The sequence below is a fragment of the Methyloversatilis universalis FAM5 genome (assembly GCF_000214035.2).
Taxonomy (GTDB): domain Bacteria; phylum Pseudomonadota; class Gammaproteobacteria; order Burkholderiales; family Rhodocyclaceae; genus Methyloversatilis; species Methyloversatilis universalis.
Genome location: NZ_AFHG01000033.1, coordinates 1 through 26,929 on the forward strand (window position 1 = coordinate 1; position 26,929 = coordinate 26,929).

Below are 26,929 nucleotides of genomic sequence, written 5' to 3' on the forward strand. Positions count from 1 at the left end.
AGCGCATCGCCGCGCTGATCGGCGCCAGCGGCTGGAGTGACCCGTACCGGCGCATCCTGAAGGTCGAAGGCATCGGCGCACTCACCGCCGCAGGCCTGTGCGCCACCTTCCACCGCGCCCGCTTCAGCGGCGGCGATGCCTTCATCGCCTTCCTGGGCCTGGATGTGACCGTGCGCCAATCGGGCACCCAGCGCGGACGCGGCGCGCTCAGCAAGAAGGGGGATGCCGAGATGCGCCGTCTGCTCTATAACGCCGCCATGGCGGCCAGCCGCTCCAGCACCTGGCAACCGTTCTACCAGCGCTTGCTCCAGCGCGGATTCAGCCGCACCCAGGCGCTGGTCGCTCTGGCAAGAAAGCTCGCACGGGTCGCCTTCTCGTTGATGAAGAACGCTTCCAACTACGTTCCTAAACAACACGAAAACGCTTGCGTTGGAACATAGAATCTCCCACGCTCTCTTTTCCTCATCGAGCGATTCCGAAATCGCACTGCTCCATGCATGCCGTCGCCACGTCGGATTCCACCGACACAGCGTGGCCATACAGGCCTACCGCCTGACAGACCCGGTGTCCCTAGACTGCAGATCAGGCAGCGAGCGATGTGCGCCGCGTGCTGACTGATCAACCACAGCGGAGAGACACCATGAATACGCCGGTCCAGATACTGAAGACGGTTTCCATCGTAGCCGTGATGGCCAGCCTGACTGCATGCGCCGGCATGAGCAAGAGCGAGAGCAATGCCATGATCGGCGCGGCCGCCGGCGGCGTGGCGGGCTCAGTGCTCACCGGCGGCAGCACGGTCGGTACCGTAGGCGGTGCCATCGTGGGCGGTGCCATCGGCAACGAGATGGGCAAGAAGAAGCGCTGATTCCGGACCGCCCGTTTCGGGCGGATGAGGGCGGAGCGGCTATCCTAGCGGGATCCGTTTCAGCGCCGTTCCGCCATGCTGGTCGACACGCACTGCCATCTCGATGCCTCCGAATTCGACGCTGACCGCGAGGCCATGATCGCCCGCGCGCTGGCGGCGGGTGTCGGATGCATGGTGCTGCCGGCGGTCGATCGGGCGGGGTTCGCCCGGGTGCGGGCGCTGTGCGAGGGCCGGCCGGCGCTGCGTTTCGCGCTGGGTGTCCATCCGCTCTACGTTGCGGCGGCGCATGAAGCCGATCTCGACGTGCTGGCGATGGAACTTGAACAGTGCGGCCATGACGCGGTAGCGGTCGGTGAGATCGGGCTCGATTTCTTTGTGACCGATATCGACCCTGCACTGCAAGAGCGCTGGTTTGTGGCTCAGCTTAGGATCGCGAAAGACATGGGGCTGCCGGTGCTGCTCCACGTACGCCGCAGCCAGGATCGCATCCTGAAGCACGTGCGTGCCGTCTTCGGTCGCGACGGCCCCGGCGGCATCGCCCATGCCTTCAATGGCAGTCGTCAGCAGGCGGACGAATTCATCAAGGTGGGTTTTGCGCTCGGTTTCGGCGGCGCGGTGACCTGGCAGCGCGCACTCAATCTGCGCCGGCTAGTGACCGAGCTGCCGCTCGAATCCATCGTGCTCGAAACAGACGCACCCGACATTCCCCCCGAATTCGCCGCCGGTGAACGCAACGAGCCGGCGCATCTCCCGCGCATCGCGCAGGTGATCGCCGGCATTCGTGGCGTGGAAGTGGAGGAACTCATCCGCACCACCGGGGCGAACGCTCGACGCGTTCTGCCCCGGCTGGCGGCGGCTTACAGCGAGTAGGACGCGGACAGACCGATCAGCCAGGTGCGTTCCGCGGCCGGCGCGTAGTAGCGCTGGTTGCCGTCGTTGATGTAGATCGAGCCGACGTATTCCTTGTCGAACAGGTTGTCGATACGGGCGAATTCGCTGATCTTCCAGCCGCCCACCTTCTGGCTGAAGCCACCGCGCAGGCTGGTGACACCGTAACCGCCCACGCGGGCATTGTTGGTGTCGTCAGCAAACATGCGGCCAGTCGCGCGGTACTCGATCGCGCCGAGGAAACCGCTGGCGGCATGACGGTAGGTCAGTTCACCGTAGAAGTTCTTGTTGGCGACGCTGGCGAGCTTGTTGCCTTCAGCCACCATCACCTGAGGATTGACGTTGGGACACTGAGCCACCGCGCAGGTCATGAAGGCGTCTTCGAACTTTGCATCGATCAGCGTCAGCGCAGCGTAGGCGCCGACCGCATCCGAAATGCGCGAATCCACGGCCAGTTCGAAACCGGTGCGACGCGTGTCGCCGGCGTTCTGATAGGACACGCGACCGCCGGTGTTGTTGGCCACCACGATTTCCTCTTCGGTGTCGATCAGGAAGGCGGAGGCGTCGATGCGGGTCCAGTCGTTCACGAAGGCCTTCATGCCCACTTCGTACTGCATGCTGGTCGAGGGCTTGAGGTCAAGATTGAGGCCGCTCGAGCCGTCCGGCTTGTAGGCCAGCTCGATCAGCGTCGGCGCTTCGAAGCTGCGACCCACGTTGGCGTACAGGTTCACCGTCTGGGTGAGCTTCCAGACGCCGCCGAGCGCCGAGGTCCATGCGCCGTGGTGAGTCGAGCCGCTGTCGTCCGGATTCACGCCAGCCGCATTGGTCGTACCGGAGCAGCCGCCGTTACAGATGAAACGGTCCTTGGAGCTGAAATCGACCCGGGTGTAACGCAGGCCGCCGGACAGCGAGAATTCCGGATGCAGCGCCCATTCGCCCTGGAAGAAGGCGGCGGTCTGCTCCGCCACATTCGTTTCGTCGCGCTTCAGCGCACCGCGCACGCCGTAGCGGCGCAGTGCTGCGTTGTTGTCGTTGGCGACCGTGAGGCCGTTGCGGTAGCCCTTGCGATCTTCGTCCGCGCGCTCGTATTCGGCACCTGCGCTGAAGGTGACGGTTTCCAGCTTGCGCGTCCAGCGCACATTGGTGCCCCAGTAATCGCGATCGAATACCGATACGCCGCCCGCTGCGGTCACGTTGTTCTGGGTCTGCGCGTTGATCGCCAGAAACTGTTCGTTGTTGCGATTGCCGGTGTAGAACATGGCGCGCAGGCTGTCACGCTCGGTCAGGGCGGTTTCGAACACGAAGCCGCCCTGGGTGTTCTCGAGGCTGCGCCGGGCGCCGTAGAACTCGGCATTGCGAAGTCCGTTGTTGCCGGAAAGCGCCGCCTGGCCCTGCTGCTTGCGATTGCTGTTGACCTGGGCGAGCGTCAGGCCCAGCGGGTCTTCGCCTTCCTGCCGCAGATAGTTGCCGATCACGGTCAGGGTGGATTGTTCGTTCAGCCGGAAGCGCGCCTTGAAGTTGGCCTGGTCCTTGGTCGACTGGCTGTAATCGCGATAACCGTCGGTACGGAAATGGGACACGCTGCCGGTGTAGTTCAGGTTGCCGACCGTGTCGCCGAACTTGATGCCGGTGCGAGCCGTGCCGTCGCTGCCGAACTGGTAGCTCGGTGTCACCGTGAAGTTTTCCGGGCCGTCTTCGGTGAATACCTGCACCACGCCACCCGAGTGGTTGCCGTAGAGCGCGGAGAACGGGCCGCGCAGCACTTCGATGCGGCTGGCCGAGGCGAGGTCGAACAGGCCGGTGCCGCCCTGGCCGTCCGGCGTGCTGGCCGGGATGCCGTCGGCGAACAGCTTCACGCCGCGCACGCCGAACTGCGAACGCGCACCGAAGCCACGGATGGTGAGCGACTGTTCCTGGGTGTAGTTCTCCTTGCCCGCTGCAGCCACGCCCGGCACCCGGTTGATCACCTCGGACAGGTTTACCGTCGCACGCTGGTCCTGGATGGTGGTGCGGTCGATCGAATCGATGGCCATCGGCAGGTCGAAGGAATTCTGTTCGACGCGGGTGCCGGTGATGACCACGGTCGGCGCGATGACCGTCGTGTCCTGCGCGAAGGCGGACTGGCCGATCAGCGCGAGGGCGAGCGCGAGCGGGGTGTGGCGGAGTGCAGCGTTCATGGGGATGTCTCTCTCTTTTCAAATGCCTGGGGCGATCTGCGGGCGGCGCCCGTTCAACCCGGGGAATCGCGCGTCTCAGCGCGCGTGCATCCAGCGGCGCGGAGTATAGGCGCCGGGCGGTAACACGACCTCACGAAAAACTTGAACCGCTCACGGTCGGTTAACGTTTGTGCGGCGGATTTCAGTCCAGCAGGGCTGGGAGCGCAGGGGGGGCGACCACCTTGAGCGTGGGCGGACACAGCCGGTGCCGGCCCAGCCTCAGCACTGCACGGTCGCGCGATACCAGCAGGTCGGCGTGCCCGCGCACCGCCAGATCGAAGAATTTTTGATCTTCGCGGTCGCGGCAGCGGGGCAGGGTGGGGTCGGGCTGTTCCGGCAGCGGCAGTTCCTCGATCAGCGCCAGATAGGCCGCGTACAGCGCCGCGCCCGCGGTCTCGTCCAGACCGAATTTGGGGTAGCGCAGTACGGTGCGCAGCTCCCGCAGGCAGGCGGCATCGCACAGCAGCCGCGCGCGGCCTCCGGCCAGCGCTCGGGCGACCGGGTCGAGTTCGGCGTTGTGCCAGTGCAGCAGGTCGAGCACGGCATTGGTGTCGAGAACGATGCGCATCGAAGCGGGCGACGAAGAGTGACAGGTGCGACGGGGAGCGCAGTGTAGGGTGCGCCCCGGTTGAAAGCGAACGTTTCCGCGACCCGGACGGTCAGTGCTGCAGGTCATTGCGGAGCGTTGTCATGGTGTCGCATGAGCTGCTGGTCTTTCTGATCGATCTGGCCGCGAAGCTGTCCGGCTATCCGCCGATGCCGGTCGACGCGCTGCCGCCGGTACGCCTGCTGTCCGAGGACGCGCTTGCGCGCATCGTGTGCCCGCAGGCGGAGAACGGCTGCACCAACATTGCGGCCACTTTCGAGACCGACCAGTACGTGATCTATGTGCGCGACTCGCTGGACATGGAAAACGCGGCCGACAACTCCTTCCTGCTGCACGAACTGGTGCACGTGCTGCAGCACCGCGCCCGCGGCGACGCGATCTTCGCTGACTGCCCGACCACGCTGAAGACCGAAACCGAGGCCTACCAGGCGCAGAACGCCTATCTGAAGCGCGAGGGGCAGTTCCTGCGCTTCGGCGAGGCGCTGGGCTTCATGAGCTGCGCCGGCGAGCAGAACACCTTTTTCACCCGCGACATCATGATCGACCCGCTCATCGTGAAGTAGCGGGTGCGCGCCCCCGGTGGTCTGTCAGGCCGGGCGTTTCGCCACCGCCTGTGCCAGCCGTTCGAGGGCGTCGCGGATGACCGCGCGCGGCGAGGCGAGATTGAGCCGCATGTGACCGCTGCCGCCGGTGCCGAAGGTGGTGCCCGGATTCAGGCCGAGACCGGCTTCGCGGATGAAGAAGTCGCGCAGCGCCGCGTCATCCAGCCCCAGCGGGCGACAGTCCAGCCACATCAGATAGGTGCCTTCCGGCGCGTAGGCGTGGACGAGCGGCAGCCGGTGGGCCAGCACGTCGATCACCTCGTCGCGCGTGGTTTCGAGGTAGGCCATCAGCGCGTCGAGCCAGGGGCCGCCGTCGCGGTAGGCCGCTTCCAGCGCCGCCAGGCTGAACGGGTTGGACGCGCTCACATGCAGCTGGCCAAAGGCGCGCGCCACCGGCTCGCGTTCAGCCTCTTCGGCGATCAGCGCCGACAGTCCGAGGCCCGGAATGTTGAAGGTCTTGCTCGGCGCCACCGTGGTGAGCACCCGGTCGCCACTGCGCGCCAGCGTGGCCAGCGGCGTGTGGCGCACGCCGGGGTAGGTGAGGTCGGCGTGGATTTCGTCGGCCAGCACCACCAGTTCGTGCCGGCGGGCGATGTCCAGCAGGCGGTCCAGTTCTTCGTGCGTCCACACCCGGCCGACCGGATTGTGCGGCGAGCACAGCAGCAGCAGCTTCGAGCCGGCCCGTGCGGCACAGCCTTCGAGCTGGTCGAAGTCCATGGTCCATCGGCCGTCGCGCTCGACCAGCGGGTTTTCGACCACGCGCCGCCCGGTGTCGCGGATGGCGGAAAAGAAGGGCGGATACACCGGCGGCTGCACGATCACGTTGTCGCCCGGCCGGGTGAAGGCCTGCACCGCGGCGTACAGCGTGGGCACCACGCCCGGACAGAAGTGGATGTGCTCGCGCGCCACGTTCCAGCCGTGGCGCGCGGCCAGCCAGCGCTCCAGCGCCTCGAAGGCGCCGTCCGGATACGTGGTGTAGCCATACACCGGATGGCGCGCGCGTTCTATCAGCGCCTCGGTCACCGCCGGCGGCGCGGCGAAATCCATGTCGGCCACCCACAGCGGGGTGACCGCCTCAGTGCCGAACACTGCCGCGCGGCCATCATGCTTCACGCTGGCGGTGCCATCGCGGCTGATCGGGTGGTCAAAATCGAAATGCATGTCGTGGCCCCTGATCGGCGATGACGGTCACGGCGGCGCCGCGACCGTCGAGGCAGGCGTTCAGCGTACCCGCTCCCAGAGGGTCACCTCGGCCAGCGTGTGCTGGAATTTGCGGCGGGTTTCGCGGATGACGAAGGGCACGTCGCGCGGTGCGCCCAGCATGCGGAAGTGCGTGCCCAGCACCGCCTTCAGGCCGTCCAGCGTGGTCCAGCTCTCACCGTCCTTCTTGTAGCCGCCCAGCCACTCCTCGCGCTTGGTGTGCTCCTCCAGCCAAGTGTAGGGCGAACTGATCATCAGCAGGCCACCGACGTTCAGCCGTTCATGCACCGCCTTCAGGAAAGCGGCTGGCTCATACAGCCGGTCGATCAGGTTGGCCGCCAGGATGAGGTCGTAGCCGGTCAGTACTGCCTTCAGGTTGCAGGCGTCACCCTGCATGAAATCGACCTTGTCGCGCACCGCGCTCAGGCCGAGATCGCTCAGCCGGCGCGTCTTGTACGACACCAGTTCGCCCTCGTCGGCCAGCGTGTAGCGGAATTCGCCCTGTTCGGCCAGATGCACGCCGGCATTGATGAAGCGGGCGGAGAAGTCCACTCCGGTCACGTGGTCGAAATGGCGGGCCAGTTCGAAGCTGGCGCGACCGGTGGCGCAGCCCAGGTCCAGCGCGCGGCGGGCCGGGCGCCCGCCCATGGCTTCGATCGCGATGTCGGCCAGCGCCTTCGGGAAGTTCGGTACGCCAAAGTATTCGTCACCGTAATGGAATTCGGCGTATTCGGAGAGCTGGCGGTCGCTCTCGTAATAGACATTCGGCGCAGTGGCCGGTGCGTCGCTGATCACGTAACGGAACCCCGCATGCTGGAAGAAGTGGCGGCGGAAGGCGTAGCGCGAGGCGCGGGTCGCTTCGTTGCCGCAGGAAATCCACGAACCGCCCTTGATCAGGTTGTGACGGGCGTCGAAGGTGGGCGTGGAGAAATCGTCATAGATCGGATGGACCTCGAAGCCGGCGAAGGGGTAGATCGGCGTTTCGGTCCATTGCCACACATTGCCGACCACATCGAAGAAGTCGCCATGCGCGTGGCGGTCCACCGGACAGGACGAGGCCCAGTGGTCCAGATGCAGGTTGGCGTGCGCTTTCGCGTCATCCGCGATGTCCTGCAGACCGGCGACGTCGTACAGCCGGTACCACTCGTCCTCGGTCGGCAGGCGGACCGGGCGGCCGGTCTGCGCCGACTTCCAGCGACAGAAGGCCCGCGCCTCGTGGCAGTTCGTTTCCACCGGCCAGTTCCACGGCATCGGCACCTCTTCCAGCATCACTCGCAGATGCCAGCCGTCCGCGGCGCGCACCCAGAATTCCGGATGGTCGATGCCGGCCTGCAGGCGGAAGTCGCGCCAGCCGCGGCCTTCGTCGTCCCACCAGGCGTCGTTGCGGTAGCCGCCGTCATCGACGAAGGCGAGGTATTCGCGGTTGCTCACCAGCAGCCGGCTCGCCTCGAAGCCGGTCACCTCGGCCTCGCGCGTTTCGTATTCATTGTCCCAGCCGTAGATCGGATCGTCGCGCAGTCGGCCCAGCACGGTGCGGCCGCCGCTGACCGGCAGCAGGCTGTTGGCCGGCGCCTCGGCGCTGTCCCGGCACGGTGCCCAGGCCGGGTGGGTCCGCACGAAATCGAGCCGGCTCTGGCGTATCAGCACCGACGAGGTTTCCAGATGGATGCGTTCGTGCTCGATGCCCATCACGATGCTCCACCACGGGTGGGACCAGTGGATGGGCGTGGTCAGCGGCGCTTCGCGGATCACCCGGTCCACCATGCCGCGCACCCGGTTGCGGTAGTCGCGCACCGTCTGCACCGTGGGCCAGTCGTAGTTCGCCTCGTTCAGGTCGTCCCAGCTCATTTCGTCCACGCCGACCGCGAACATCGATTCCAGCCGCGGATCCAGCCGTTCGCTGATCAGCCCGGCCAGCAGCAGCTTGTTGACGAAGAAGGTGGCGGTGTGGCCGAAATAGAAAATGAGCGGATGGCGCAGTGCGATCGGCTTGCGGTACCAGGCCTCTTCGCAGGCCAGCACTTCGAACAGCTGCTCGTAACGGCTGAAGGTGGCGTGGAAGTAGTCGCGCAGGGTGGCGCGCAGCGCATCCGGGTCGGTCGTGTCGAGGCGGGGCGTACGGGGGAAGAGGGTGTCCTGGTGAGCGTTCATGTTGTTGTGCTCCGGGTTGAGGGGAGACCGTCTTCGTCCGGGCGTCAGGGGCCTGCCGGCTGCCCGTGTCCGCCCGGCATCGGCGGCAATCCGGGCTGTGACGCTGCCGGAGGGGTCAAGTTCAGTGTCGGGGTCACGCAATTTGCCGGCCAATGTCGCTTCTCCTGTGCTGACCGGTCCGTCGCCGTTGCGGACCTGCTGATCGGAGCGAATTGTGCCTGTACCGCGGCGTGGCGGGCGACCTGAACGCGATGCCGCCAGCGGGCGGGCGCGCAGGCGCGGGACTGTCGTGGACTTTGCCCGTACCCGGTCGGGGAGAGCGTGCATGACAGGCAGGTGCGGGCCGGGAACACTCCGGCTGTCGTCACCACAGGCCTCTTCCGATGCTGCGCCCACTGCTGCTCTGCCTCCCGCTGCTGTGCGGACTGCCCCCCGCGCTGGCGGACAACATGTTCTGCGGCGGTGCCCGCAGCCCGGCTTCGCCGGACGATCTGGACAACGCGGTCGGCGAGCTGTCGCTGCAGTACGTCGCCAGCCGGCCGGCCGGGCCGGTCAGCTGCGCGGCCGGCTATCTGCTGTCCAAGTGCGGCGACCACGAAACCGCCAACCGGGTGTTCGACAAGTGCATCGCTGCCGGCTACACCGGCGCGCTGATCTGGAAGGCCCTCATGTACGAGAACGGCCACGGCGTGCCGAAGGATGCCGAGCGCGCGGCCGACATGCTGTACCGCGCCGCCACCAGCGGCGACCCGTACTACGGCCCGCTGGGCAAGATGCATTACGCCACCGCGCTGCTGCAGGGCCGCGGCGTGCCGCGCGACGAGCAGGCCGCGATGCGCTGGTTCCGGGAGGCCGCTGCCGAAGGGGATGAAACCGCGCAGGAATTCCTGCGCACCGGCCGCCATACCGCGGTGCGCGATGAAACCGGCCGCGGCGTCGGCGCCGGTGACGGGGCGGGCGACCCGACTGTGCGCCGTGACAGCGCCGCCGATCGGGTGCTCGACGCCGCCGCGGGCGAACTGTCGCTGGAGCTGGAATCGGAGGGTGTCTCGCGCAGTGCCCGACCGGCAGCGCCGCCGGCCGTGCCGGTGCCGGCCGCCCGTCGCATGGGCGGAGACGGGTCGCCGACCGGGGCGCGCCCGGTGTCGCCGCCGTTACCGGCCGACGGTGCGGTCGCGGCAGCGCTTTCGCCGACCGGACGTCGTCTGACCGAAACCGTGCTCGCGCCTGCGCCGGGCGCCGCGACGCCCGGCAGCGCGCTGTGGCTGCTGCCCATGCTGATCGCCTTCATTACCGGCGCGCTGGTCCGGGTACGCCGGCCACGGACCGAGGCCCGCGCCCGGCCGGCAGAGGCACTGCACAGGCCGCTGCTGCGCCGTGTCGCCTGATGTCCCGCCTATTTTCTTCCACTCTTTCACCCGGAACAGAATGCCCATGACCTCGCAGATCGAAACCGCGCTTTACGGCCTGAGCCAGCTCTTCATGCTGCCGGTGCTGGTCGTGATCGCCGCACTTTTCCTCTATGCCTTCTACGTGCTCGGCAGCTTCGTCGTGCAGGCGCTGCAGCGCCGCGCCGGACAGCCGGCCGGTTTCGAACTGCGCCAGGCGCTGCGCGCCGACCCGCGCATCAGTCTGGGCGAGCTCGAAGTGCTGGCAGCGCAGCAGCTCGAATGCGTGCGCATCGCAACCCGGGTTGCGCCGCTGCTCGGGCTGGTGGCCACCATGATTCCGATGGGCCCGGCGCTGGCCGCGCTCGGCGACGGCAAGGTGGCTGACATGTCGCGCGGGCTGGGCGTGGCCTTTTCGGCGGTCATCCTGTCGCTGATCGCGTCCGCCATCACCCACGTGGTGGCCCAGGTGCGCCGCCGCTGGTACGCCGCCGATCTGCTGCAGATAGCGCGTGCAGTGGATGAAGCGCTGCCGTGCGAGCTGCTGCCGGAGGCCGCGCGATGAGAACCCGCCTGCTCGACGATCTGGAAGACGACGATCCCATCCTGTCGGTGGTCAATCTGATCGACGTGTTCCTGGTCATCATCGCCGCACTGCTGATCGCGGTGGCCCGCCACCCGCTGAGCCCGTTCGCCGCCGGTGACGCCACGCTCATCCGCAACCCCGGTCAGCAGGACATGGAAATCGTCGTGAAGAAGGGTGACCGCATCAGCCGCTTCCAGGGCGAAGGCGAAGCGAGCGCCGGCCGCGGCGTGAAAGCCGGCACTGCCTACCGGATGGAGGACGGCTCGCTGGTCTATGTGCCGGAGTGAGCGGGGCGTGGAGCGTCTGCTTCAGTCCGGGTCCGGCGCGAAGGCGGTGCCGCCCTCGACGATTTCGTGCTTCAGCCACTCCACCAGCAGTCGGGTGCGGCCGGGCAGCAGCCGGGCGTGCGGATAGATCAGGCTGACCGGCCGCGGTGGCGGTTCGAAATCGCGCAGCACGACGCGCAGCGCGCCGCTGGCCAGATGCGGCCGCACCTGATAGCACAGGAAAAGGCCGAAGCCGGCGCCGGCGGCGCAGGCATCGACCGCGGGCGCGATGTGGTTGAACTCCAGGTTGCCGCCGACCGGTACCTGCAGCGCGCGACCATTCACCTGAAAGCTCCATGACAGGCTTGCGGCGCCGGTGAAGCGCACGCAGGGCGCGCCGCGCAGCGCGTCCGGATGCGCCGGTTCGCCCCGTGCGGCCAGCAGGGCAGGGCTGGCCACCACCACCCGGCGGATGTGGCCCAGCGGCTGCGCGATCAGGCCGGAGTCGTCGAGCGCGCCGATGCGCACGCCCACATCCACGCCTTCTTCCAGCAGGTTCACCACGCGGTCGTGCAGCAGCACCCGCAGTTTCACCTTCGGATAGCGCAGCGCGAAGCGGGTGACCGCCGGGGCGACATGCATCTGGCCGAACTGCACCGGCGCGGTCAGCGTGATCGGTCCGGACGGTTCGGCCGCGCCTTCCTTCAGCGCCTCTTCCGCGTCCTGCACCGCCGACAGCACGCCGCGACAGCTTTCGAGATAGCTGCGGCCTTCGTCGGTCAGCGCGAGGCGACGGGTGGTGCGGTTCATCAGCCGCACGCCCAGATGCGCCTCCAGCGCCGCAAGCGTGCGCACCACCGCCGGTAGCGAACTGTCGAGCAGGCGGGCGGCCGCGGTCAGGCTGCCATGCTCGGCGATGGTGACGAAGGTGCGCATGGCCTTGAGGGTATCCATGGCGGGGATATTACTTCGCTGTGCGCATCAGTGTTATCCGTTTTCATGCATTTATTGCTTTGAATGGAATGCGGATACTGCATCCCGTTGCCTGTCGTTTCGACCTCCCACCGGAAAGGAATCCGCATGACCCTCACCGCCACCCATCGCCCGGACGCGCCCATCCTGCTGCACGGCTTCAAGCTGTCCGGCCACAGCCACCGTGCCGAACTGTTCCTCGAACTGCTGGGCCTGCCCTACACCTTCCGTCAGGTCGATCTGGCCGGCGGCGAACACAAGACGCCGGCTTTTCTCGCGAAGAACGTCTTCGGCCAGGTGCCGGTGATCGAGGACGGCGATACGGTGGTGGCCGATTCCACCGCCATCCTGGTGTATCTGGCCCAGCGCTATGCCCCCGGTCGCTGGATTCCGTCGGACCCGGCGGGTCAGGCCGAGGTGCAGCGCTGGCTGTCGGCCGCCTCCGGCATGGTCGCTTTCGGGCCGGCTGCCGCGCGGCTGGTGACCCTGTTCCGTGGCAGTTTCAATCCGGACGAGGTGATCGCCCGTGCTCACCGGCTGCTGACGGTGATGGAGAGCGAACTGGCCGCGCGCGACTGGCTGGTGGGTCACGCGCCGACCGTGGCGGACGTGGCGGTCTACAGCTATGTCGCGCACGCGCCGGAAGGCAATGTGTCGCTCGACGACTATCCGCACGTCCGCGCCTGGCTGGCGCGGATCGAAGCATTGCCCGGCTTCGTCGCCATGCCGCAGAGCAAGGTCGGCCTGCGCGCCTGAACGCCATGGACCCGCTCGAAGCCCCGACCGCCGATCCTTTCCACGCCGGCGAGCACGCGCTGCAGGCGCGGGCCGGCCTGCGCGCCCGCATGGCCGACATCGGCGCGCGCGTGATCCGCGACCACATGCCGGACCAGCACCGCGACTTCTTCGCGCTGCTGCCCTTCCTGCTGGTGGGCAGTGTCGACGGGCAGGGCCAGCCGTGGGCATCGGTGCTGCACGGTGCGCCGGGTTTCGTGCAGTCACCGGACGTACGGCGGCTGCGCATCGCGGCGCGGCCGCCGGCCGGCAGCGCGCTGGCGGCCCATCTGATCGAGGGTGCATCGCTTGGTCTGCTCGGCATCCAGCAGCACACACGTCGGCGCAACCGGATGAACGGCCGCGTGGTGGCCGCGGACGACGACGGCTTCGAGGTGGCGGTGGAGCACAGTTTCGGCAACTGCCCGAAATACATCCGGGTGCGTGAAGCCCATGCGCTCGGCGGCGCAGCGCTGTCCGCGGCACCCGAAGCCGGACCGGCGCTGGACGACGAGGCGCGCGCGCTGATCGCCGACGCCGACACGCTGTTCATCGCCAGCGCGCACGCCGGCCAGGTGGACGTGTCGCACCGCGGCGGCGCACCGGGCTTCGTCCGTATCGATGAAGAGGGGCGGCTGCTGCTGCCCGATTACGCCGGCAACTTCTTCTTCAACACGCTGGGCAATCTGCTGCTGGAACCGCGTGCCGGCCTGCTGTTCATTGACTTCGAACGCGGCGATCTGCTGCAACTGTCCGCCACCGCTGAACTGATATGGGATGGCCCGCTGGTCGAGGCGCACCCGGGCGCGCTGCGCCTGCTGCGGCTCAGCGTGACCGGCATGGTCAGAACCCGCGGCGGCCTGCCGCTGAGGTGGTCTGCCGGCGAGTGATGCGCCTCCCCGGGTGTGCAGCACTTTCGGCACCTGCGCGCGGTGTACAGCGACCGGGGGTCGGGAAGCGATCGCGCGGGCGGCAGAAAAGCCCCCATCGTGTCGGCGGACCGGCGCAGAAATCGTCACGCGCCGGACGCTGCAGCATCCGGCGGGGTCAGCCCTGTATGCCCAGTTCGCGTGCCGAGGCGAGCACCGCGCGGGCATCGACGCGGGCGGCGTTGAGCCGGTTGGCGAGCGGGCCGATCTGGGCGTCCGGCGTCAGCACCGCCTGCTCGGACGACAGCAGTTCGGTCAGTTCCCGGCGTGCGCTGTCCATCTGCGTGGCCGCGTGGGTGGGGTCGGCCTGGGCGGTGAGCCGGCGCGCTGCCGCCAGATGGGCGAGCAGCAGATAGCCGCGCGTCGTGAAGGCATTGATCGGTGCCAGCGGCAGCTGTTCCGATGCCGGTTCGTCGCGCATGCGGGCGGCCGCATCCGACAGCGCGGCCAGTGCGTCCTGTACCTGACGGCGGGCCAGCCGGTAATTCAGATCCGAGGTGTCCGGCACCAGCGCTACGCCCACGTAGTCACGCAGCGCGCCGAGCAGGCGGGTGGCCAGCGCCGGCACGGTATTGCGCTCCCAGGTCGGCAGCACCCGGCTGAACAGCCACGCGATCGCCACGCCGGCTGCGGTGTCGAGGAAGCGCTCGGAAATGTGGAAGCTGCCGGGCGCGATCAGGTGCAGCTGCAGCAGTGACATGACGCAGGCGGCAGTCACCGTGACCCGGTAGCGCACCGTGATGAAGGCGTGCGCGATGCCGATGCAGACGAACACGATGCCCAGCAGCACTTCGGGGGCGCTCACCCAGTGCAGCACCGCCGCGACGAACAGGCAGCCCAGGGCATTGCCGACCATGCGGTCGGTCTGGCGCTGCTTCGTCTGGCTGAAGCTGGCGCGCATCACCAGCGACACGGTGAGCAGTATCCAGTAGCCGTGGCTGGCCCAGGGCAGCCACTGCGACAGCAGGAAGGCGGCGGCCATCGCCAGCGTCAGCCGCAGCGCGTAGCGCAGCACCGGCGAATCGGCGTGCAGTGCGTCGCGCAGCGCGCGCGGCGCGAAGCTGGAGCGGGACAGGAAGCGACCCATGTCGACGTCGGCCACCGGCACCTGCTCGCGCAGGGCGCGGTCCACCCGGCGCAGGCCGTCGATGGCACCCAGCAGCTTGCGCCGGCCGGCTTCCAGCACCGCCAGCGCGCCGCTGCGGTCGCTCGAACTGTCCGCCGCCAGCGCCGCGACCTCGAAATCCAGCGCGGGGCGGGTGTTGCGGTAGGGCGTATCGTCGAGCACGGTGTCGCGGCTGGACAGATCGCAGTGGGCCAGTCGAAGCACGTCATCGGCGGCGGTGCGCGTCATGGCGGCCAGCAGGTGCAGCACGCGGTGATCGCCGAAGGCTTCGCGCAGCGGCGCGTAGTCGCCCTGGCTGGCCAGCACCGCCTCGTGCGCATCGATCAGCGCGAGCAGACCGTTGGCCAGCGCCTGCTGTTCCGGCGTGCAGTGGTCGACCAGCACGAAGTCGCGCGCGGTCTGCAGCCGTTCGCCGAACACCGCCTGCCGTCTGACCAGTTCGGCATACACCTCGTCCAGATCGCGCGCCGGATCGAACAGCGCGGCCTTGCCGCGCACGTAGTCGGCGAAGGCGTACAGCGCATCGACCAGCGCCCGTCGCCGCATCGCGGTATCGGTCAGCCGGGCCATCCCGACCGCGTAGGCGAGATAGCACAGCCCGCCGGCGAACTGCAGTGCGAGATGAATCGCCTGTTCGCGCGGCGGCAGGTCGGGCTGAGCCATCGTGAAGGCCATCACCATCATCATGCCGTAGCCCAGCGGCAGGCCCGGCTTGCCCCAGGCGGTGGCCATCGCCGACGCGAAGGTGATCAGCAGCACCGCGGCGCCCAGCAGCGGCGTGCTGTGATGGGTGGCGAGCACGATGAGCGCGACCGCCGGCATCTGCAGCAGGTTGGCCAGCTGCAGCGGCAGCTTGTTGCGGCGGGGCACCGGAATGTCGGTCAGGCTGACGATGAGGGCGCCGGCGGCCATCGCGATCGCGGTCTGCGTGTCGGCCACCAGCCAGGCGAGCAGGGTGACCAGCGCCACGCCGAGCGAACAGCCGAAGCCGCTCAGCGCGTGGTGGTTGCGGATCTGACGTGACAGCAGCGGGTTGCGGGTGATGCGGTGGAGCATGGGTGAGCTGCGTGGTGGTGCGATGGGATGGAGTGGGGCCGGGTTCAGCCGTGGTCGCGGCGGCGCTGCAGCGCGAACTTCAGCAGTGCGGCGGCGCTGTCGAGGTCGAACTTGCGCTTGATGTTGATGCGGTGGCTTTCCACCGTGCGCACCGACAGATCGAGCCGCGCGGCGATTTCCTTGTTGCCCAGGCCGTCCGCGATCAGGTCCAGCACCTCGCGTTCGCGCGGTGTCAGTTCAGGCTCGGGCAGGCTGGCGCTGACCAGCGCGTCGGCCACCCGGGCGCTGAAGTAGCGGCTGCCGGCGCCGACCGCATCGATGGCGGCGACGATCTCGGCCGACGGGCTGTCCTTCAGCACATAGCCGCGCGCGCCGGCGCGGAAGGCTTCGACCACGTACTGCGGTTCGTCGTGCATGGTGAGCATGATCACCTTCAGGTCGGGCGCGATCTGGTGCAGCCGCCGGGTCAGTTCGATGCCGTGGACGTCGCGCATCGAAATGTCCATCAGCACGCAGTCCGGCGCGTGCCGCTGCACCGCGTCCAGCGCCTCGGCTGCGTTGCCGGCTTCGGCCACCACGGTGTAGCGGTCCACCGCTTCCAGCCGCGCGCGCAGGCCGTCCCGCACCAGGGGGTGGTCATCGACGAGCAGCAGGCGCAGGGTGGCGGTCATGGCGTCCGGACGATCGGTCACGTGAGGGGCAGGCGGGCGGACAGCAGCGTACCCGAGCCGTCGGAATAAAGCTCGAAGCGGCCGCCGAGCGCCTCGATGCGCTCGCGCATGCTGCTCAGACCCAGACCGCGCTGCGGCGACGCGGACACCGACTCCACGTCGAAGCCGCGGCCGTCGTCGCGGATGTCCAGCCAGAGCGCACCGCTTTCCGCTACCAGCCTGAGCGTGAGCCGGGTGGCGCGGGCGTGGCGTTCGACATTGTTCAGCGCTTCCTGCAGCAGCCGGAACAGCGCGGTGCCGGCGTCGCCGGGGGCGACCAGGCTGTCGTCCGCCTCGATGTCGACCGCGACGCCGCTGCGCTGGGCGAATTCGTCCAGCACCTGGCGCATGGCCGGCACCAGGCCCAGCGTGTCCAGCATGGTCGGACGCAGGCCGTGCGAAATGCGGCGCACGTCGCCCAGCACCTCCTCGACGCCGGCCAGCCCGCGCGACAGCGTGGTGCGCGCGGCGTTCGCCGGGTCGGGCAGGGGCTGCGCCTGATCCAGCCGCGCCTGGGCCGACTCCAGCAGGAACTTGACCGATACCAGGCTCTGGCTCACGCCATCGTGCAGTTCGCGCGCCACCCGGGACCGCTCCTTCTCCTGCGAGCGCACGACCTGGCGCGCCAGTTCGCGCATCTTCTGTTCGGCGTCGCGCCGGTCCGACACGTTGAGCGCCAGCCCAGCCAGCGCCACCAGCAGCGTGGCGACCACCGCGATGCCGGCGATCACGCCCATGGTGTTCCGTATCGCGACCTGGGCCTGCCGGTCTATGCGCTCGCGCGCCGCCACGATGTCGTCGGTGTACAGGCCGGTGCCGATCATCCAGCCCCATTCGGGCACGATGGCCACATAGCCCAGCTTGTTCTCGGTGCGCCCGGTGGACGGTCGCCGCCACACGAAGTCGACGAAGCCGCCGCCCTCGCGGGCGCGGGCGATCAGGTTCTGGATGGTGGGCCGGCCCTGCGCGTCGCGCACCTCCCACAGATTGCGGCCAACCAGATCCGGCTGGCGCGGGTGCATCAGTGCGCGGCCGTCCATGTCATAGACGAAGAAATATCCGTCGTCCCCGAATTCCAGCTGGCTCAGCACGTCCAGCGCGGCGGCCCGCGCGGCCGGGTCGCTGCGGGCAGTCAGGTGCTCGATGCTGGCCAGTGCCAGCGTCACGTAGTTCTGCAGCTCGTGTCGGCGGGCGTCCATCAGCGCGGGCTCGACGATGGCGTGTTCGGCGTCGGTCAGCGCCTGCGACTGCAGTTTCACCACCGCCGCCACCGCCGCAATGGCGAGCAGCAGCGGCACGACCGCGAGCAGGACGAATTTGAGGCGCAGTTGCATGGCGCGATTCGGGAGCAGGGGTGCGAATGATAAGGGCTGCGGCCGGCCCGCTGAGGATCTTGTGGCGGCCGCTGACGAACGAAGGCCAGAAGGGCTTCGCTGCGACGGACCGGGCCTCCGGTACGGCGCCGAACTGCGGATCGAGCGCCGCGATCGCGGCGAGGGCGCCGCTCCCACACTTCTTGTGCAGCCCGGCGTCTTTACGGGCGGCAGGCGGGGCGTCGTGACCGCGCCCGGGGTTTTCCTGCGACAAAGGACGCTGTCGCCCTCCGCCTACAGGGTGCTGCCGCATCGCCGATACGCCGGGCGTCCGCCGACGGCCATGATTCAGTCCATGCAGCAGCGATCGCCGGCGATCTGCCTGCGGACGCATTCCCCAACCATCCGGTCAGGAGGTCGTCATGCTCAAGTGGGCACTCATCTTCGCACTGATATCGCTGGTGGCCGGTCTGTTCGGCTTCACCGGCATCGCGGCCGGGGCCGCAGGCATCGCCAAGATCCTGTTCTACGTATTCGTCGTCGTGTTCCTCATCTTCCTGGTGCTCGGCCTGCTGGGCATCAAGGCGTTGAGCTGACCGGCGCCCAACGGACAAGGAGCTCATCCATGATCGTATCGACGCTATCCCGCCCGGCCGAGGCCGGCCCGCTGAACCTCGACAACGCGGCGCTGCAGCAGGCGCGGCAGAACCTGAACGACGGCGCGGTGACGCCGACGGGCTCCCCCTGGCGCGAAGACATCGTCCGGCTGCTGAACCACGCGCTGGCGACCGAACTGGTGTGCGTGCTGCGCTACAAGCGCCACCACTTCACCGCGCACGGGCTCAATTCGCCCGCCATCGCCGAGGAATTCCGCGAGCACGCGGATGAAGAGGCGGCTCACGCCGACAGCCTGGCGCGACGCATCGTGCAGCTGGGGGGCGAGCCGGACTTCAACCCCTCGCGCCTGCTCGACAGCAGCCACGCGGACTACGACGAGGCGGTCGAACTCAAGTCCATGGTGCGGGCCAATCTGGTCGCCGAGCGGATCGCAATCGAAAGCTACCGCCAGATGATCGGACTGATCGGCGACAAGGACCCGACCACCCGCCGGCTGCTCGAGGACATCCTCCGTGACGAGGAAGAGCACGCCGACGAACTGGCCGCGCTGCTCGACAACTGAGCGCGGCGCATCGAAGTTTTTCCAACCACCGAGAAAGGACGTGTCATGAACAGCGACCGTATCGAAGGCAACTGGAAGCAGCTGAAAGGCAAGGTGAAGGAACAGTGGGGCAAGCTCACCGACGATGAACTGGATGTGATCGAAGGCCGTCGCGAACAGCTGGCCGGCCGCATCCAGGAGCGCTACGGCCTTGCGCGCGAGGAGGCGGAACGGCAGGTGCGCGACTGGGAAAAGCGGCTGAAGAACTGATCTTCCTGTCTTCGTGGCCGGCGCCTTGCGCCTTTTCCCTGCCGTCAGGTGACATCTGCCAGCAAGGCAGCGCAGCAGGGTAGCCGGCCGCTTTTCCCCACCGGGCGCGGCTCTTGTACAAGACCGCGCCCGCTCTTTTGAAAGACCAAGGGTAAACCCCTACGTGTTTCCACTCAGTGGTGCTGCGTAATCGCACCGATGCGCCCGCTCCGGCCCGCTGCCCATACTCAGCGCAGGCCGCAAAGAGGCGGTCGCGGGCAGTCCGGTTCAGCCGGCGCCATCGAGAGGAGACATATGAACACACTGCTACCCAAACTCGGCTGGGCCGCGCTCGCGCTGCTCGGTGCCTGTGCGCTCGGCGTGGTCGCGCTGTCGCGCGGCGAAACCATCAGCGCGCTCTGGATCGTCATCGCGGCGGTTTCGGTCTACTTCATCGCCTACCGTTTCTACGCGCGCTTCATCGCCTACAAGGTGATCGGGGTCGACGGCTCGCGCATCACGCCTGCCTGGGCGAAGAACGACGGTCTGGACTACGTGCCGACCAACCGCAACATCCTGTTCGGTCACCATTTCGCGGCCATCGCCGGCGCCGGTCCGCTGGTCGGCCCGGTGCTCGCGGCGCAGATGGGCTATCTGCCGGGCATGCTGTGGATTCTGGCCGGCGTGGTGTTCGCCGGTGCGGTGCAGGATTTCCTGGTGCTGTTCATTTCCAGCCGTCGCGACGGCCGCTCGCTGGGCGACCTGATCAAGTCGGAAATGGGTGCGGTGCCGGGCGTGATCGCGCTGTTCGGCGCCTTCATGATCATGGTCATCATCCTCGCGGTGCTGGCGCTCATCGTGGTGAAGGCGCTCGCGCATTCGCCCTGGGGCACCTTCACCGTCGCGGCCACGATCCCCATCGCCATCCTGATGGGCATCTACATGCGCTACATCCGCCCGGGCAAGATCGGCGAGATCTCGCTGGTCGGCTTCGTGCTGCTGATGGCCGCCATCGTGGTCGGCGGCTGGGTCGCGGCCGATCCGGTGTGGGGCCCGATGTTCACCTTCGACGGCAAAGAGCTGACCTGGATGCTGATCGGCTACGGCTTCATCGCCTCGGTGCTGCCGGTGTGGCTGCTGCTCGCTCCGCGTGACTATCTGTCGACCTTCCTGAAGATCGGCACCATCGTCGGCCTGGCGCTGGGCATCGTGTTCGTTGCGCCGCAGCTGCAGATGCCGGCCATCACCAAGTTCATCGACGGCACCGGTCCGGTGTGGTCGGGCAACCTGTTCCCCTTCCTGTTCATCACCATCGCCTGTGGCGCGGTGTCCGGCTTCCACGCGCTGATTTCGTCGGGCACCACGCCCAAGCTGCTGGACAAGGAAACCGATGCGCCGCTGATCGGCTACGGCGGCATGCTGATGGAGTCCTTCGTCGCCATCATGGCGCTGGTCGCGGCCTCGGTCATCGATCCGGGTGTCTATTTCGCGATGAACAGCCCGGCGGCGCTGATCGGCAAGACCGCGCAGGAAGCGGCCACCGTGATTTCGCAGTGGGGCTTCGTGGTCACGCCGGAACTGCTGACGCAGACCGCGGCCGATGTCGGTGAATCGACCATCATTTCGCGTGCCGGCGGTGCGCCGACGCTGGCGGTGGGCATGGCTCACATCCTGCATCAGGTGATCGGCGGCCAGGGCATGATGGCCTTCTGGTATCACTTCGCCATCCTGTTCGAAGCGCTGTTCATCCTGACCGCAGTCGATGCGGGCACCCGTGCCGGCCGCTTCATGCTGCAGGATCTGATGGGTACCTTCGTGCCGGCCTTCAAGCGCACCGAAGCCCTCATCCCCAACCTGGTCGCGACCGGTCTGTGCGTCGCCGCCTGGGGCTACTTCCTGTACCAGGGCGTGGTCGATCCGCTGGGCGGCATCAACACCCTGTGGCCGCTGTTCGGTGTCGCGAACCAGATGCTGGCCGCCGTCGCACTGGTGCTGGCCACCGTGGTGCTGGTGAAGATGAAGAAGCAGCGCTACATCTGGGTGACCGTGCTGCCCACCGTGTGGCTGCTCGCCTGCACGCTGACCGCCGGCTGGCAGAAGGTGTTCAGCGAGAACCCGAAGATCGGTTTCCTTGCGCACGCCGCCAAATTCAGCGCCGCTGCCGAAAACGGCGAGGTGCTGGCGCCGGCCAAGAGCATCGAGCAGATGCAGCAGGTCATCTTCAACGACTACGTCGATGCGGCGCTGGCTTCGCTGTTCGTGCTGGTGGTGTTGTCGATCACCTTCTTCGGCATCCGCAAGGTGCTGCAGGCACTGCGCAGCGAACAGCCTACCGTGCGCGAAACCCACCACGGCGTGCACGCCGCGGCCGGGAAGGTCTGACATGAAAGCTCCGCGCTCACCGTGTGCGCCGTTCCGCGAGCGGGCTGTGCGCCCCGGCGGTCAGGTCGGCGCCGCACGGTGCGCGTGGAGGGCTGAGCCGAACACGTCCGGGCACTCCGGCTGGCTGCGTGCCCCACAAGGGCCGCAGGCCGTGCCTGCCGCAGATCTGCCGACCTCGCGGGTCTGTGGCAGGCCGGGCGTGTCCCAGGGAGCGCGACATGTTTAAGGATCTGGCCCGGATGGGCGAATACCTCGGGCAAGCTGCCCGCCTCATGGTGGGACTGCCCGATTACGATACCTACGTTCAGCACATGCGCATGAAGCACCCGGACCAGGCGCCCATGACGTATGAAGAGTTTTTCCGCGAACGCCAGGAGGCGCGCTTCGGCGGCGCTTCCGGCAAATGTTGCTAGACCGGCGTCCATGATGACGTCGGTCTTCACCGATGTACCACCCTCCTCCTATTGGCCGGGGCCGGCGCAAGCCCGCCCCGGCATCTTTTTTCCGGGGAGCGAGAATCGATGAGCATCCATACTGAATCCGTGCCGGTCACGCTGCTGACCGGTTTCCTCGGCGCTGGCAAGACCACGCTGCTGAACCGCCTGCTGGCCGCGAACCACGGTCAGCGCATTGCCGTGGTCGAGAACGAGTTCGGTGCCGCCGGCATCGACGGTGCGCTGCTCGACCGCGCTGCGGTGTCGGTGGTCGAACTGTCCAATGGCTGCATCTGCTGCACCGTGCAGGGCGAGCTGGGCGATGCCCTGGCCGGTCTGCTGGCCCGGCGCGACGCCGGCGAACTGGCCTTCGACCGCCTCATCGTAGAAACCACCGGTCTGGCCGATCCGGCGCCGGTGGTGCAGACCTTCTTCAATGACGACCGGCTGCGCGAACGCTACCGCCTCGACGGCGTCGTGACCGTGGTGGATGCGGTGCACTTCGACGGCCAGTTCCGCCGCGAGCGCGTCGCCGCGTCGCAGGTGGCCTTCGCCGACCGGCTGCTCATTTCGCACGCCGATCTGGTGACGCCGGAGGCGCTGTACGAACTGTGCACCCGGCTGCAGCGCGTGAATGCGCGCGCGCCGCTCATCGTCGCCGGCAGTCCGGACGAGGACTGGCGCGACCTCTTCTCGATCAAGGGCTTCTCGCTGGACGAGCGCGGCCTGCCGGTACGCGGCTGGCATCCGGTGTCGCCACGCGCGATTTCCGGCATCGCCGGCATGGCCCGCAAGTCCTGGGACGATGCGGTCGGTTCGCTGCTGCTCGAATGCGATACGCCGCTGGACCTAGACCGCGTCGGCGCCTTTGTCGATACGCTGATCGCCGAACATTCGGTCGACCTGCTGCGCTACAAGGGCATCCTGTCCATCGAAGGCGAGCCGCGCAAACTCATTTTCCAGGGCGTGCACCGCATCGCCGGCTTCGACTACGGTCGCAACTGGGAGCCGGGTGAAAGCCGCCAGAGCCGCATCGTGCTGATCGGCCGCAATCTGCCGGCAGACGCGCTGCGTGCCCGCTTCTTCGCCACCGTGGCGGCTCCGGCGGTCGAGGCGGCCTGAGCGCCCATCCTGTTCGCCGCGCGCGGCTCGGCAGGGTGGTGACGCGCCCATCGACGATCATGTGAAGAGGCTACGGGTCTCCAGATCGGCGCGGCTCCATCCGTGTGGGAGCGGCGCCTCGCCGCGATACGGCCGCGGTTTCCGCGAGCCTCTCTCTTCAACGCCGCAATCGCGGCGGGGGCGCCGCTCCCACAGAAACGGGCTCCGCCGGGTGCGGTGACCTGCCTTTCCACGATCGCGCGAACGCGCCGAGCGCCTGCAGACCGGGGCGGTTCAATCCGTGTGGGAGCGGCGCCTCGCCGCGATACGGCTTCCCTGTTCGCGCCCGCTTTCCAGTGACCGTCGCGACGGTGGCTTCAGCGCGAGTAGTCGCCCGCGCGCTCCGGCTGGTACACCACCTTGTCTATCCGAACGCCCAGCGTGCCGCCTGAGGGGCCCGGCCATTCGATGCGGTCGCCTTCCTTCAGGCCGAGCAGCGCGCTGCCCACCGGCGCCAGCACCGATACCGTGCCGGCGCCGTCGGACACATCCTTCGGGTACACCAGCGTCAGGCTCTGGGTTTCATTGGCCGGTTCGATGCTGAAGCGGACGGTCGAATTCATGGTCACCACGTCCGGCGGGACTTCCCGCGACGGCACGATGTCCGCGCGCAGCAGTTCGGCGGCCAGCGCGTCGCGGCCAGGCATGCCGCGGGCGGGCAGGGTGGACAGCAGTGCGTCCAGACGATCGGCGTCCAGTTCGGTCAGCGTGATGGTGGGCTTGGTGGTGGTCGACTTCTTGTTCATGGTCATGTCCTGTGCGGCCAGCGCGCGGTCCGGCCGCGTGCAGGCATGTATTCGGTGGGGAGCAGGGCGGGGCGCACTGCCGTCAGGGCAGTCGCGGCACACCGACCTTGAGGGTAGAGCGATGACGAGGCACCGCTCAGGCGGCGACGGTCCGGTGTATCAGTGCGGATGGACGGTCGCCGTGACGGGGCTGGCAGGCGGTCATCTCCGGGCGCGGTCCGCGGGACACGCACGGCGCAGCCTGCCGCAGGGCGGCATGGGCGAAACGCGGACGATGTGCGGTGCGGATGTTCACAGTGGCGCGGGTCTGCGCGCGCGGCGGAGGCGGCGTCAGAAACAGAACGGGGAGATGATCCAGGGCGCGACCGTAACACCCCGGGCGCCTGCCGGCAAGTCGCTGCCTGCGGGGGCTGTTTCAGCGTGTTTTTCCTGAAGCCCGGATTGTCCGGACTTCAGTCCAGACGCGGCGTCGGGCGGGGCGACGATACGAAGATGACCGCGTCGGTCAGCGCCCGCACATCGTGTTCTTCGCCGGGCGCGGTATACAGATAGTCACCGGGCGCCAGCTCGGCGCCGCCGATCGCCACCCGGCCGGCGATCACCAGCACGTCCTCGCCCGCCTCATGGCGGTGCCGCGGGAACAGACTGCCCGCCTGCAGCCTTACGACCGAGGTGCGGCCGCCTTCTTCGTGATTGCGGAACAGGCAGCGCTCGACGCCGGCAATGTCGGTTGCGGCCCATTCGCGTGTGGCGGCGCGGTGAATGTCCATGGCAGTGCTCCGTGGTGCGATGCAGGCCGCCAGTGTGCACTGCCGGCTGCGCGGCATGGAAGCGGCTGCCGACCCCGGCACGGCCGGAAGCATGTGCTTACAAGAACCGTCGTCTTCCCGCTTCCGTGCCGCAGAACCGGCGCGCGGTTCTGAACCCGACCGGGCCACTGCCGAGCGGCCGTCGCACACGTCGTGGGTGCCGGCGACGACGAGTGTCGCCCGCCTGATCGGCGGTCAGGCCGCAATGGCGGGCATGCACGCATGCAGCGCCGCCGGTGCCAGCTTGCGCGCACTCGCCTGCGCGCGCCGCATCCCACTGCGTCCGTCCGGCTGGGCCGCTGAGCCCAGCCGGACGGTTCATCCACCCGTTGACGCGGCGCCGGTGCAGGGCCGGATGCTTCGTGGCGTCAGTGTTGTACCGTCGCCACTCGACCGGCCGGGCGAGGTGGGCGCCCCCAGACCACCATGCCCTTGATTGCATGAGGGATTGCGATGGTTGCCGCTGCGGGCCTGCGCGGTCAGCCGACACGGTCGGCCGACAGGCCGGCGGCGGCCGTATAGACTTGCACCCCCCGTGATCTGCCCGCACGCTGCCGTGCGGCCACCGCTTCCTGCCGTAGACGCCGCGCCCCATGCGCCTTCACCGACTTTTCTGGCTGGTCTGCCTGCTGCTTGCAGTCACCGTGCTCGTGCTGTCCGCCCACATCGTGGCACTCGAGTGGGAACGCGCCGACCGCGCTACCCGCGGTCTGGAGGCGATCGAGCGCCTGCGCCACATGCTGGTGGCGGCCGAAATGGCATCGCGCGAGCGCGGGCCGTCGAACGGCCTGATGGGCGACATCACGCCGGGCGGCGATGCCGTGCGTCTGGCCCGGCTGGACGAGGCGAGGGCACGCACCGATGCCGCCTTCAGCACGCTGCAGCAGGCGCTGGACGCGTCCGGCCATCGCCGCGACGACGTGAGCGCGGCGGTGCGCGAGGCCGCGCGTGACCTGAGCGCCGGCCGCGGCGAGATTTCGCGGATCGCGCTGCAGCCACGATCCGAACGCCGGGCGGATGACATCAAGGCCGCAATCGGCCGCATGTTCCAGGTGATCGAAGATCTCTCGCCCGGGCTCATGCATCTGATGAACGAGGCGCAGGCTGCCTACCCGAGGGCTTCGGACGCCCTCAGCGGCGCGCGGCTTGCGGCCGAGCTGCGCGAGCAGGCGGGCCGGCTCGGCTCGCAATTTACCGTCGCGCTCACCGCGCGCCAGCCGCTGCGTGACAGCGAGCGGACCGAGATCGAACGCCTGCGCGGCCGGGTCGAACAGCTGCGCCAGCTGCTGGTGCAGCGGACCGCCGCCGCGCCGGAGCGCACTGCGGTGCATGGCGCCACCCAGCGCATGCTGGTGCGCTACTTCGGTTCGGCCATGCCCTTTGTCGAAGCGCTCACGGTGCGTGGCCGCAGCGACGGCGAGTACGACATCGATGCCGCCGGCTTTGCTGCCCGCTATGTGCCGGACATGGACGCCATCATCGAACTGCGCGACGTGCTGCTGGAGCAGGCGCTGACCGAAGCGCGTGTCGGCGCGGCCGAGGCGCGCACCGCGCTGGTCTGGATTTCCGGTGGCGGGCTGGCCGCCCTCGGCCTGCTCGGTCTCACGCTGTGGGTGGTGCATCACCGGGTGGTGCGGCCGCTGGAAGAAACCACCGAACTGATCGTGGCCATCGCCTGCGGCGACCTCGAACGCACCGTACCGGTACCGCGCCACCGCGACGAAGTGGCGGACGTGCTGAAGGCCATCGGCGTGCTGCGCGAGAACAGCGTGGCGCGGCGGGCGCTGGAGGACGAGCGGCAGCGGCTGGTGGAACAGCTGCGCGACCAGTCCAATACCGATTTCCTGACCGGTCTGCCCAACCGGCGCGGCTTCTTCACGCTGGCCGAGCGCCATCTGCCGAATCTGCAGCGGCACGGCTATCCGGTGGCCATCGCGCTGTTCGACATCGATCACTTCAAGCAGGTGAACGACAGCTGGGGCCACGCGGTCGGCGATGTCGTGCTGGGTGAGGTGGCGCGCTGCTGCCAGCAGCACAGTCGCCGCGGCGACGTGATCGCCCGCTATGGCGGCGAGGAATTCATCCTGCTCATGCCGCACTGCGACCTCGCCAGCGCGACCGCGCAGGCCGAGCGGCTGCGCGTGGCTATCGAATCCACGGTGATGCAGGCGGGCGATGCAGGCGGGCTGAAGGTGACCGCCAGTTTCGGCGTGGCCGAATGCCTGCTGGAGGACGACACGCTGGACCCGGTCATCGCGCGGGCCGACGCCTGCCTCTACCGCGCCAAGCGCGAGGGGCGCAACCGGGTGGTGGCGCAGGACGGCGCCTGAGCGCCGCACG

At 68.2% G+C, this 26,929-nt stretch carries 26 protein-coding genes; 16 read left to right on the forward strand and 10 right to left on the reverse strand.

The window, feature by feature from the left end:
• The 3 genes from METUNV1_RS05085 to METUNV1_RS05095 all read left to right on the forward strand — a co-directional run.
• Positions 1-440: IS110 family transposase (locus METUNV1_RS05085; RefSeq protein WP_043359124.1), on the forward strand; the 440-nt coding region annotated here is incomplete at its 5' end.
• A 200-nt stretch (positions 441-640) separates the two neighbouring features.
• On the forward strand, positions 641-865 hold the full coding sequence (locus tag METUNV1_RS05090) for a glycine zipper 2TM domain-containing protein (protein WP_008059530.1): 225 nt from the start codon (positions 641-643) through the stop codon (positions 863-865).
• A gap of 75 nt (positions 866-940) precedes the next feature.
• On the forward strand, positions 941-1,735 hold the full coding sequence (locus tag METUNV1_RS05095; RefSeq protein WP_008059532.1) for a TatD family hydrolase: 795 nt from the start codon (positions 941-943) through the stop codon (positions 1,733-1,735).
• Here the strand turns inward: METUNV1_RS05095 and METUNV1_RS05100 are convergent.
• Together METUNV1_RS05100 and METUNV1_RS05105 are read right to left on the reverse strand one after the other, a co-directional pair.
• On the reverse strand, positions 1,723-3,930 hold the full coding sequence (locus tag METUNV1_RS05100; RefSeq protein WP_008059533.1) for a TonB-dependent receptor family protein: 2,208 nt from the start codon (positions 3,928-3,930) through the stop codon (positions 1,723-1,725). The genes METUNV1_RS05095 and METUNV1_RS05100 overlap by 13 nt on opposite strands.
• A 181-nt stretch (positions 3,931-4,111) precedes the next feature.
• Positions 4,112-4,537 (reverse strand): putative toxin-antitoxin system toxin component, PIN family, encoded by a 426-nt coding sequence (locus METUNV1_RS05105; protein WP_008059534.1) that lies wholly within the window; start codon positions 4,535-4,537, stop codon positions 4,112-4,114.
• Between the two features lie 122 nt (positions 4,538-4,659).
• On the opposite strand from METUNV1_RS05105, the gene METUNV1_RS05110 reads away from it, so the two are divergent.
• Positions 4,660-5,139 (forward strand): DUF6647 family protein, encoded by a 480-nt coding sequence (locus METUNV1_RS05110; RefSeq protein WP_008059535.1) that lies wholly within the window; start codon positions 4,660-4,662, stop codon positions 5,137-5,139.
• Positions 5,140-5,163: 24 nt separating this feature from the next.
• Here METUNV1_RS05110 and METUNV1_RS05115 read toward each other — a convergent pair whose 3' ends face one another.
• Both METUNV1_RS05115 and ovoA read right to left on the reverse strand, forming a co-directional pair.
• A complete protein-coding gene (locus tag METUNV1_RS05115; protein WP_008059536.1) occupies positions 5,164-6,339 on the reverse strand; it encodes a MalY/PatB family protein in 1,176 nt (391 codons plus the stop codon).
• A gap of 60 nt (positions 6,340-6,399) precedes the next feature.
• Positions 6,400-8,529 (reverse strand): 5-histidylcysteine sulfoxide synthase, encoded by a 2,130-nt coding sequence (ovoA, locus tag METUNV1_RS05120; RefSeq protein ID WP_008059537.1) that lies wholly within the window; start codon positions 8,527-8,529, stop codon positions 6,400-6,402.
• A gap of 383 nt (positions 8,530-8,912) precedes the next feature.
• Between ovoA and METUNV1_RS05125 the strand changes: the two genes are divergently transcribed.
• From METUNV1_RS05125 to METUNV1_RS05135, 3 genes are read left to right on the forward strand one after another with little or no spacing between them, the layout of a single operon-like run.
• Positions 8,913-9,917 carry a tetratricopeptide repeat protein gene (locus METUNV1_RS05125; protein ID WP_008059538.1) on the forward strand — a complete coding sequence of 335 codons (1,005 nt, stop codon included), beginning with the start codon at positions 8,913-8,915 and terminating at the stop codon, positions 9,915-9,917.
• Between the two features lie 46 nt (positions 9,918-9,963).
• Positions 9,964-10,482, forward strand: a complete 519-nt coding sequence (locus tag METUNV1_RS05130; RefSeq protein WP_008059539.1) for a MotA/TolQ/ExbB proton channel family protein — start codon at positions 9,964-9,966, stop codon at positions 10,480-10,482.
• A complete protein-coding gene (locus tag METUNV1_RS05135; RefSeq protein WP_008059540.1) occupies positions 10,479-10,790 on the forward strand; it encodes a DUF2149 domain-containing protein in 312 nt (103 codons plus the stop codon). The genes METUNV1_RS05130 and METUNV1_RS05135 overlap by 4 nt, the downstream gene beginning before the upstream one ends.
• Before the next feature lie 21 nt (positions 10,791-10,811).
• Here the strand turns inward: METUNV1_RS05135 and METUNV1_RS05140 are convergent, their stop codons facing one another.
• Entirely contained in the window at positions 10,812-11,723 is a 912-nt protein-coding gene (locus METUNV1_RS05140; protein ID WP_008059541.1) for a LysR family transcriptional regulator, read from the reverse strand.
• Positions 11,724-11,849: 126 nt separating this feature from the next.
• On the opposite strand from METUNV1_RS05140, the gene METUNV1_RS05145 reads away from it, so the two are divergent.
• Complete coding sequence (locus METUNV1_RS05145; RefSeq protein ID WP_008059544.1) at positions 11,850-12,497, forward strand: glutathione S-transferase family protein; 648 nt, start codon at positions 11,850-11,852, stop codon at positions 12,495-12,497.
• A 5-nt stretch (positions 12,498-12,502) separates the two neighbouring features.
• A complete protein-coding gene (locus METUNV1_RS05150; RefSeq protein WP_008059547.1) occupies positions 12,503-13,405 on the forward strand; it encodes a pyridoxamine 5'-phosphate oxidase family protein in 903 nt (300 codons plus the stop codon).
• A 157-nt stretch (positions 13,406-13,562) separates the two neighbouring features.
• On the opposite strand, the gene METUNV1_RS05155 is transcribed toward METUNV1_RS05150, so the two are convergent.
• The 3 genes from METUNV1_RS05155 to METUNV1_RS05165 are packed head-to-tail and all read right to left on the reverse strand — an operon-like array spanning position 13,563 to position 17,670.
• Positions 13,563-15,626, reverse strand: a complete 2,064-nt coding sequence (locus METUNV1_RS05155) for an FUSC family protein (RefSeq protein ID WP_008059548.1) — start codon at positions 15,624-15,626, stop codon at positions 13,563-13,565.
• A 44-nt stretch (positions 15,627-15,670) separates the two neighbouring features.
• Positions 15,671-16,297 (reverse strand): response regulator, encoded by a 627-nt coding sequence (locus tag METUNV1_RS05160; protein WP_043359129.1) that lies wholly within the window; start codon positions 16,295-16,297, stop codon positions 15,671-15,673.
• Between the two features lie 17 nt (positions 16,298-16,314).
• A complete protein-coding gene (locus METUNV1_RS05165; protein ID WP_008059550.1) occupies positions 16,315-17,670 on the reverse strand; it encodes a cache domain-containing protein in 1,356 nt (451 codons plus the stop codon).
• 401 nt (positions 17,671-18,071) lie between these two features.
• Here METUNV1_RS05165 and METUNV1_RS05170 point away from each other — a divergent pair, with 401 nt between their 5' ends.
• The 6 genes from METUNV1_RS05170 (at position 18,072) to METUNV1_RS05195 (ending at position 22,995) form a co-directional block, all read left to right on the forward strand.
• Positions 18,072-18,245, forward strand: coding sequence for a DUF1328 domain-containing protein (locus tag METUNV1_RS05170; RefSeq protein ID WP_008059551.1), 174 nt, complete (start codon positions 18,072-18,074; stop codon positions 18,243-18,245).
• 29 nt (positions 18,246-18,274) lie between these two features.
• Positions 18,275-18,829, forward strand: a complete 555-nt coding sequence (locus METUNV1_RS05175; protein ID WP_008059552.1) for a ferritin-like domain-containing protein — start codon at positions 18,275-18,277, stop codon at positions 18,827-18,829.
• 45 nt (positions 18,830-18,874) lie between these two features.
• On the forward strand, positions 18,875-19,078 hold the full coding sequence (locus METUNV1_RS05180; protein ID WP_008059554.1) for a CsbD family protein: 204 nt from the start codon (positions 18,875-18,877) through the stop codon (positions 19,076-19,078).
• Positions 19,079-19,372: 294 nt separating this feature from the next.
• Positions 19,373-21,439 carry a carbon starvation CstA family protein gene (locus tag METUNV1_RS05185; protein WP_008059555.1) on the forward strand — a complete coding sequence of 689 codons (2,067 nt, stop codon included), beginning with the start codon at positions 19,373-19,375 and terminating at the stop codon, positions 21,437-21,439.
• A 218-nt stretch (positions 21,440-21,657) separates the two neighbouring features.
• Positions 21,658-21,852, forward strand: coding sequence for a YbdD/YjiX family protein (locus METUNV1_RS05190; protein ID WP_008059558.1), 195 nt, complete (start codon positions 21,658-21,660; stop codon positions 21,850-21,852).
• Positions 21,853-21,960: 108 nt separating this feature from the next.
• Positions 21,961-22,995, forward strand: a complete 1,035-nt coding sequence (locus METUNV1_RS05195) for a CobW family GTP-binding protein (protein WP_008059562.1) — start codon at positions 21,961-21,963, stop codon at positions 22,993-22,995.
• Positions 22,996-23,351: 356 nt separating this feature from the next.
• Here the strand turns inward: METUNV1_RS05195 and rnk are convergent, their stop codons facing one another.
• Positions 23,352-23,780, reverse strand: coding sequence for a nucleoside diphosphate kinase regulator (gene rnk, locus METUNV1_RS05200; protein ID WP_008059564.1), 429 nt, complete (start codon positions 23,778-23,780; stop codon positions 23,352-23,354).
• Between the two features lie 452 nt (positions 23,781-24,232).
• Complete coding sequence (locus METUNV1_RS05205) at positions 24,233-24,550, reverse strand: cupin domain-containing protein (RefSeq protein ID WP_008059565.1); 318 nt, start codon at positions 24,548-24,550, stop codon at positions 24,233-24,235.
• 632 nt (positions 24,551-25,182) lie between these two features.
• On the opposite strand from METUNV1_RS05205, the gene METUNV1_RS05210 reads away from it, so the two are divergent.
• On the forward strand, positions 25,183-26,919 hold the full coding sequence (locus METUNV1_RS05210) for a sensor domain-containing diguanylate cyclase (RefSeq protein WP_008059567.1): 1,737 nt from the start codon (positions 25,183-25,185) through the stop codon (positions 26,917-26,919).
• The last annotated feature ends 10 nt before the right edge of the window (positions 26,920-26,929 follow it).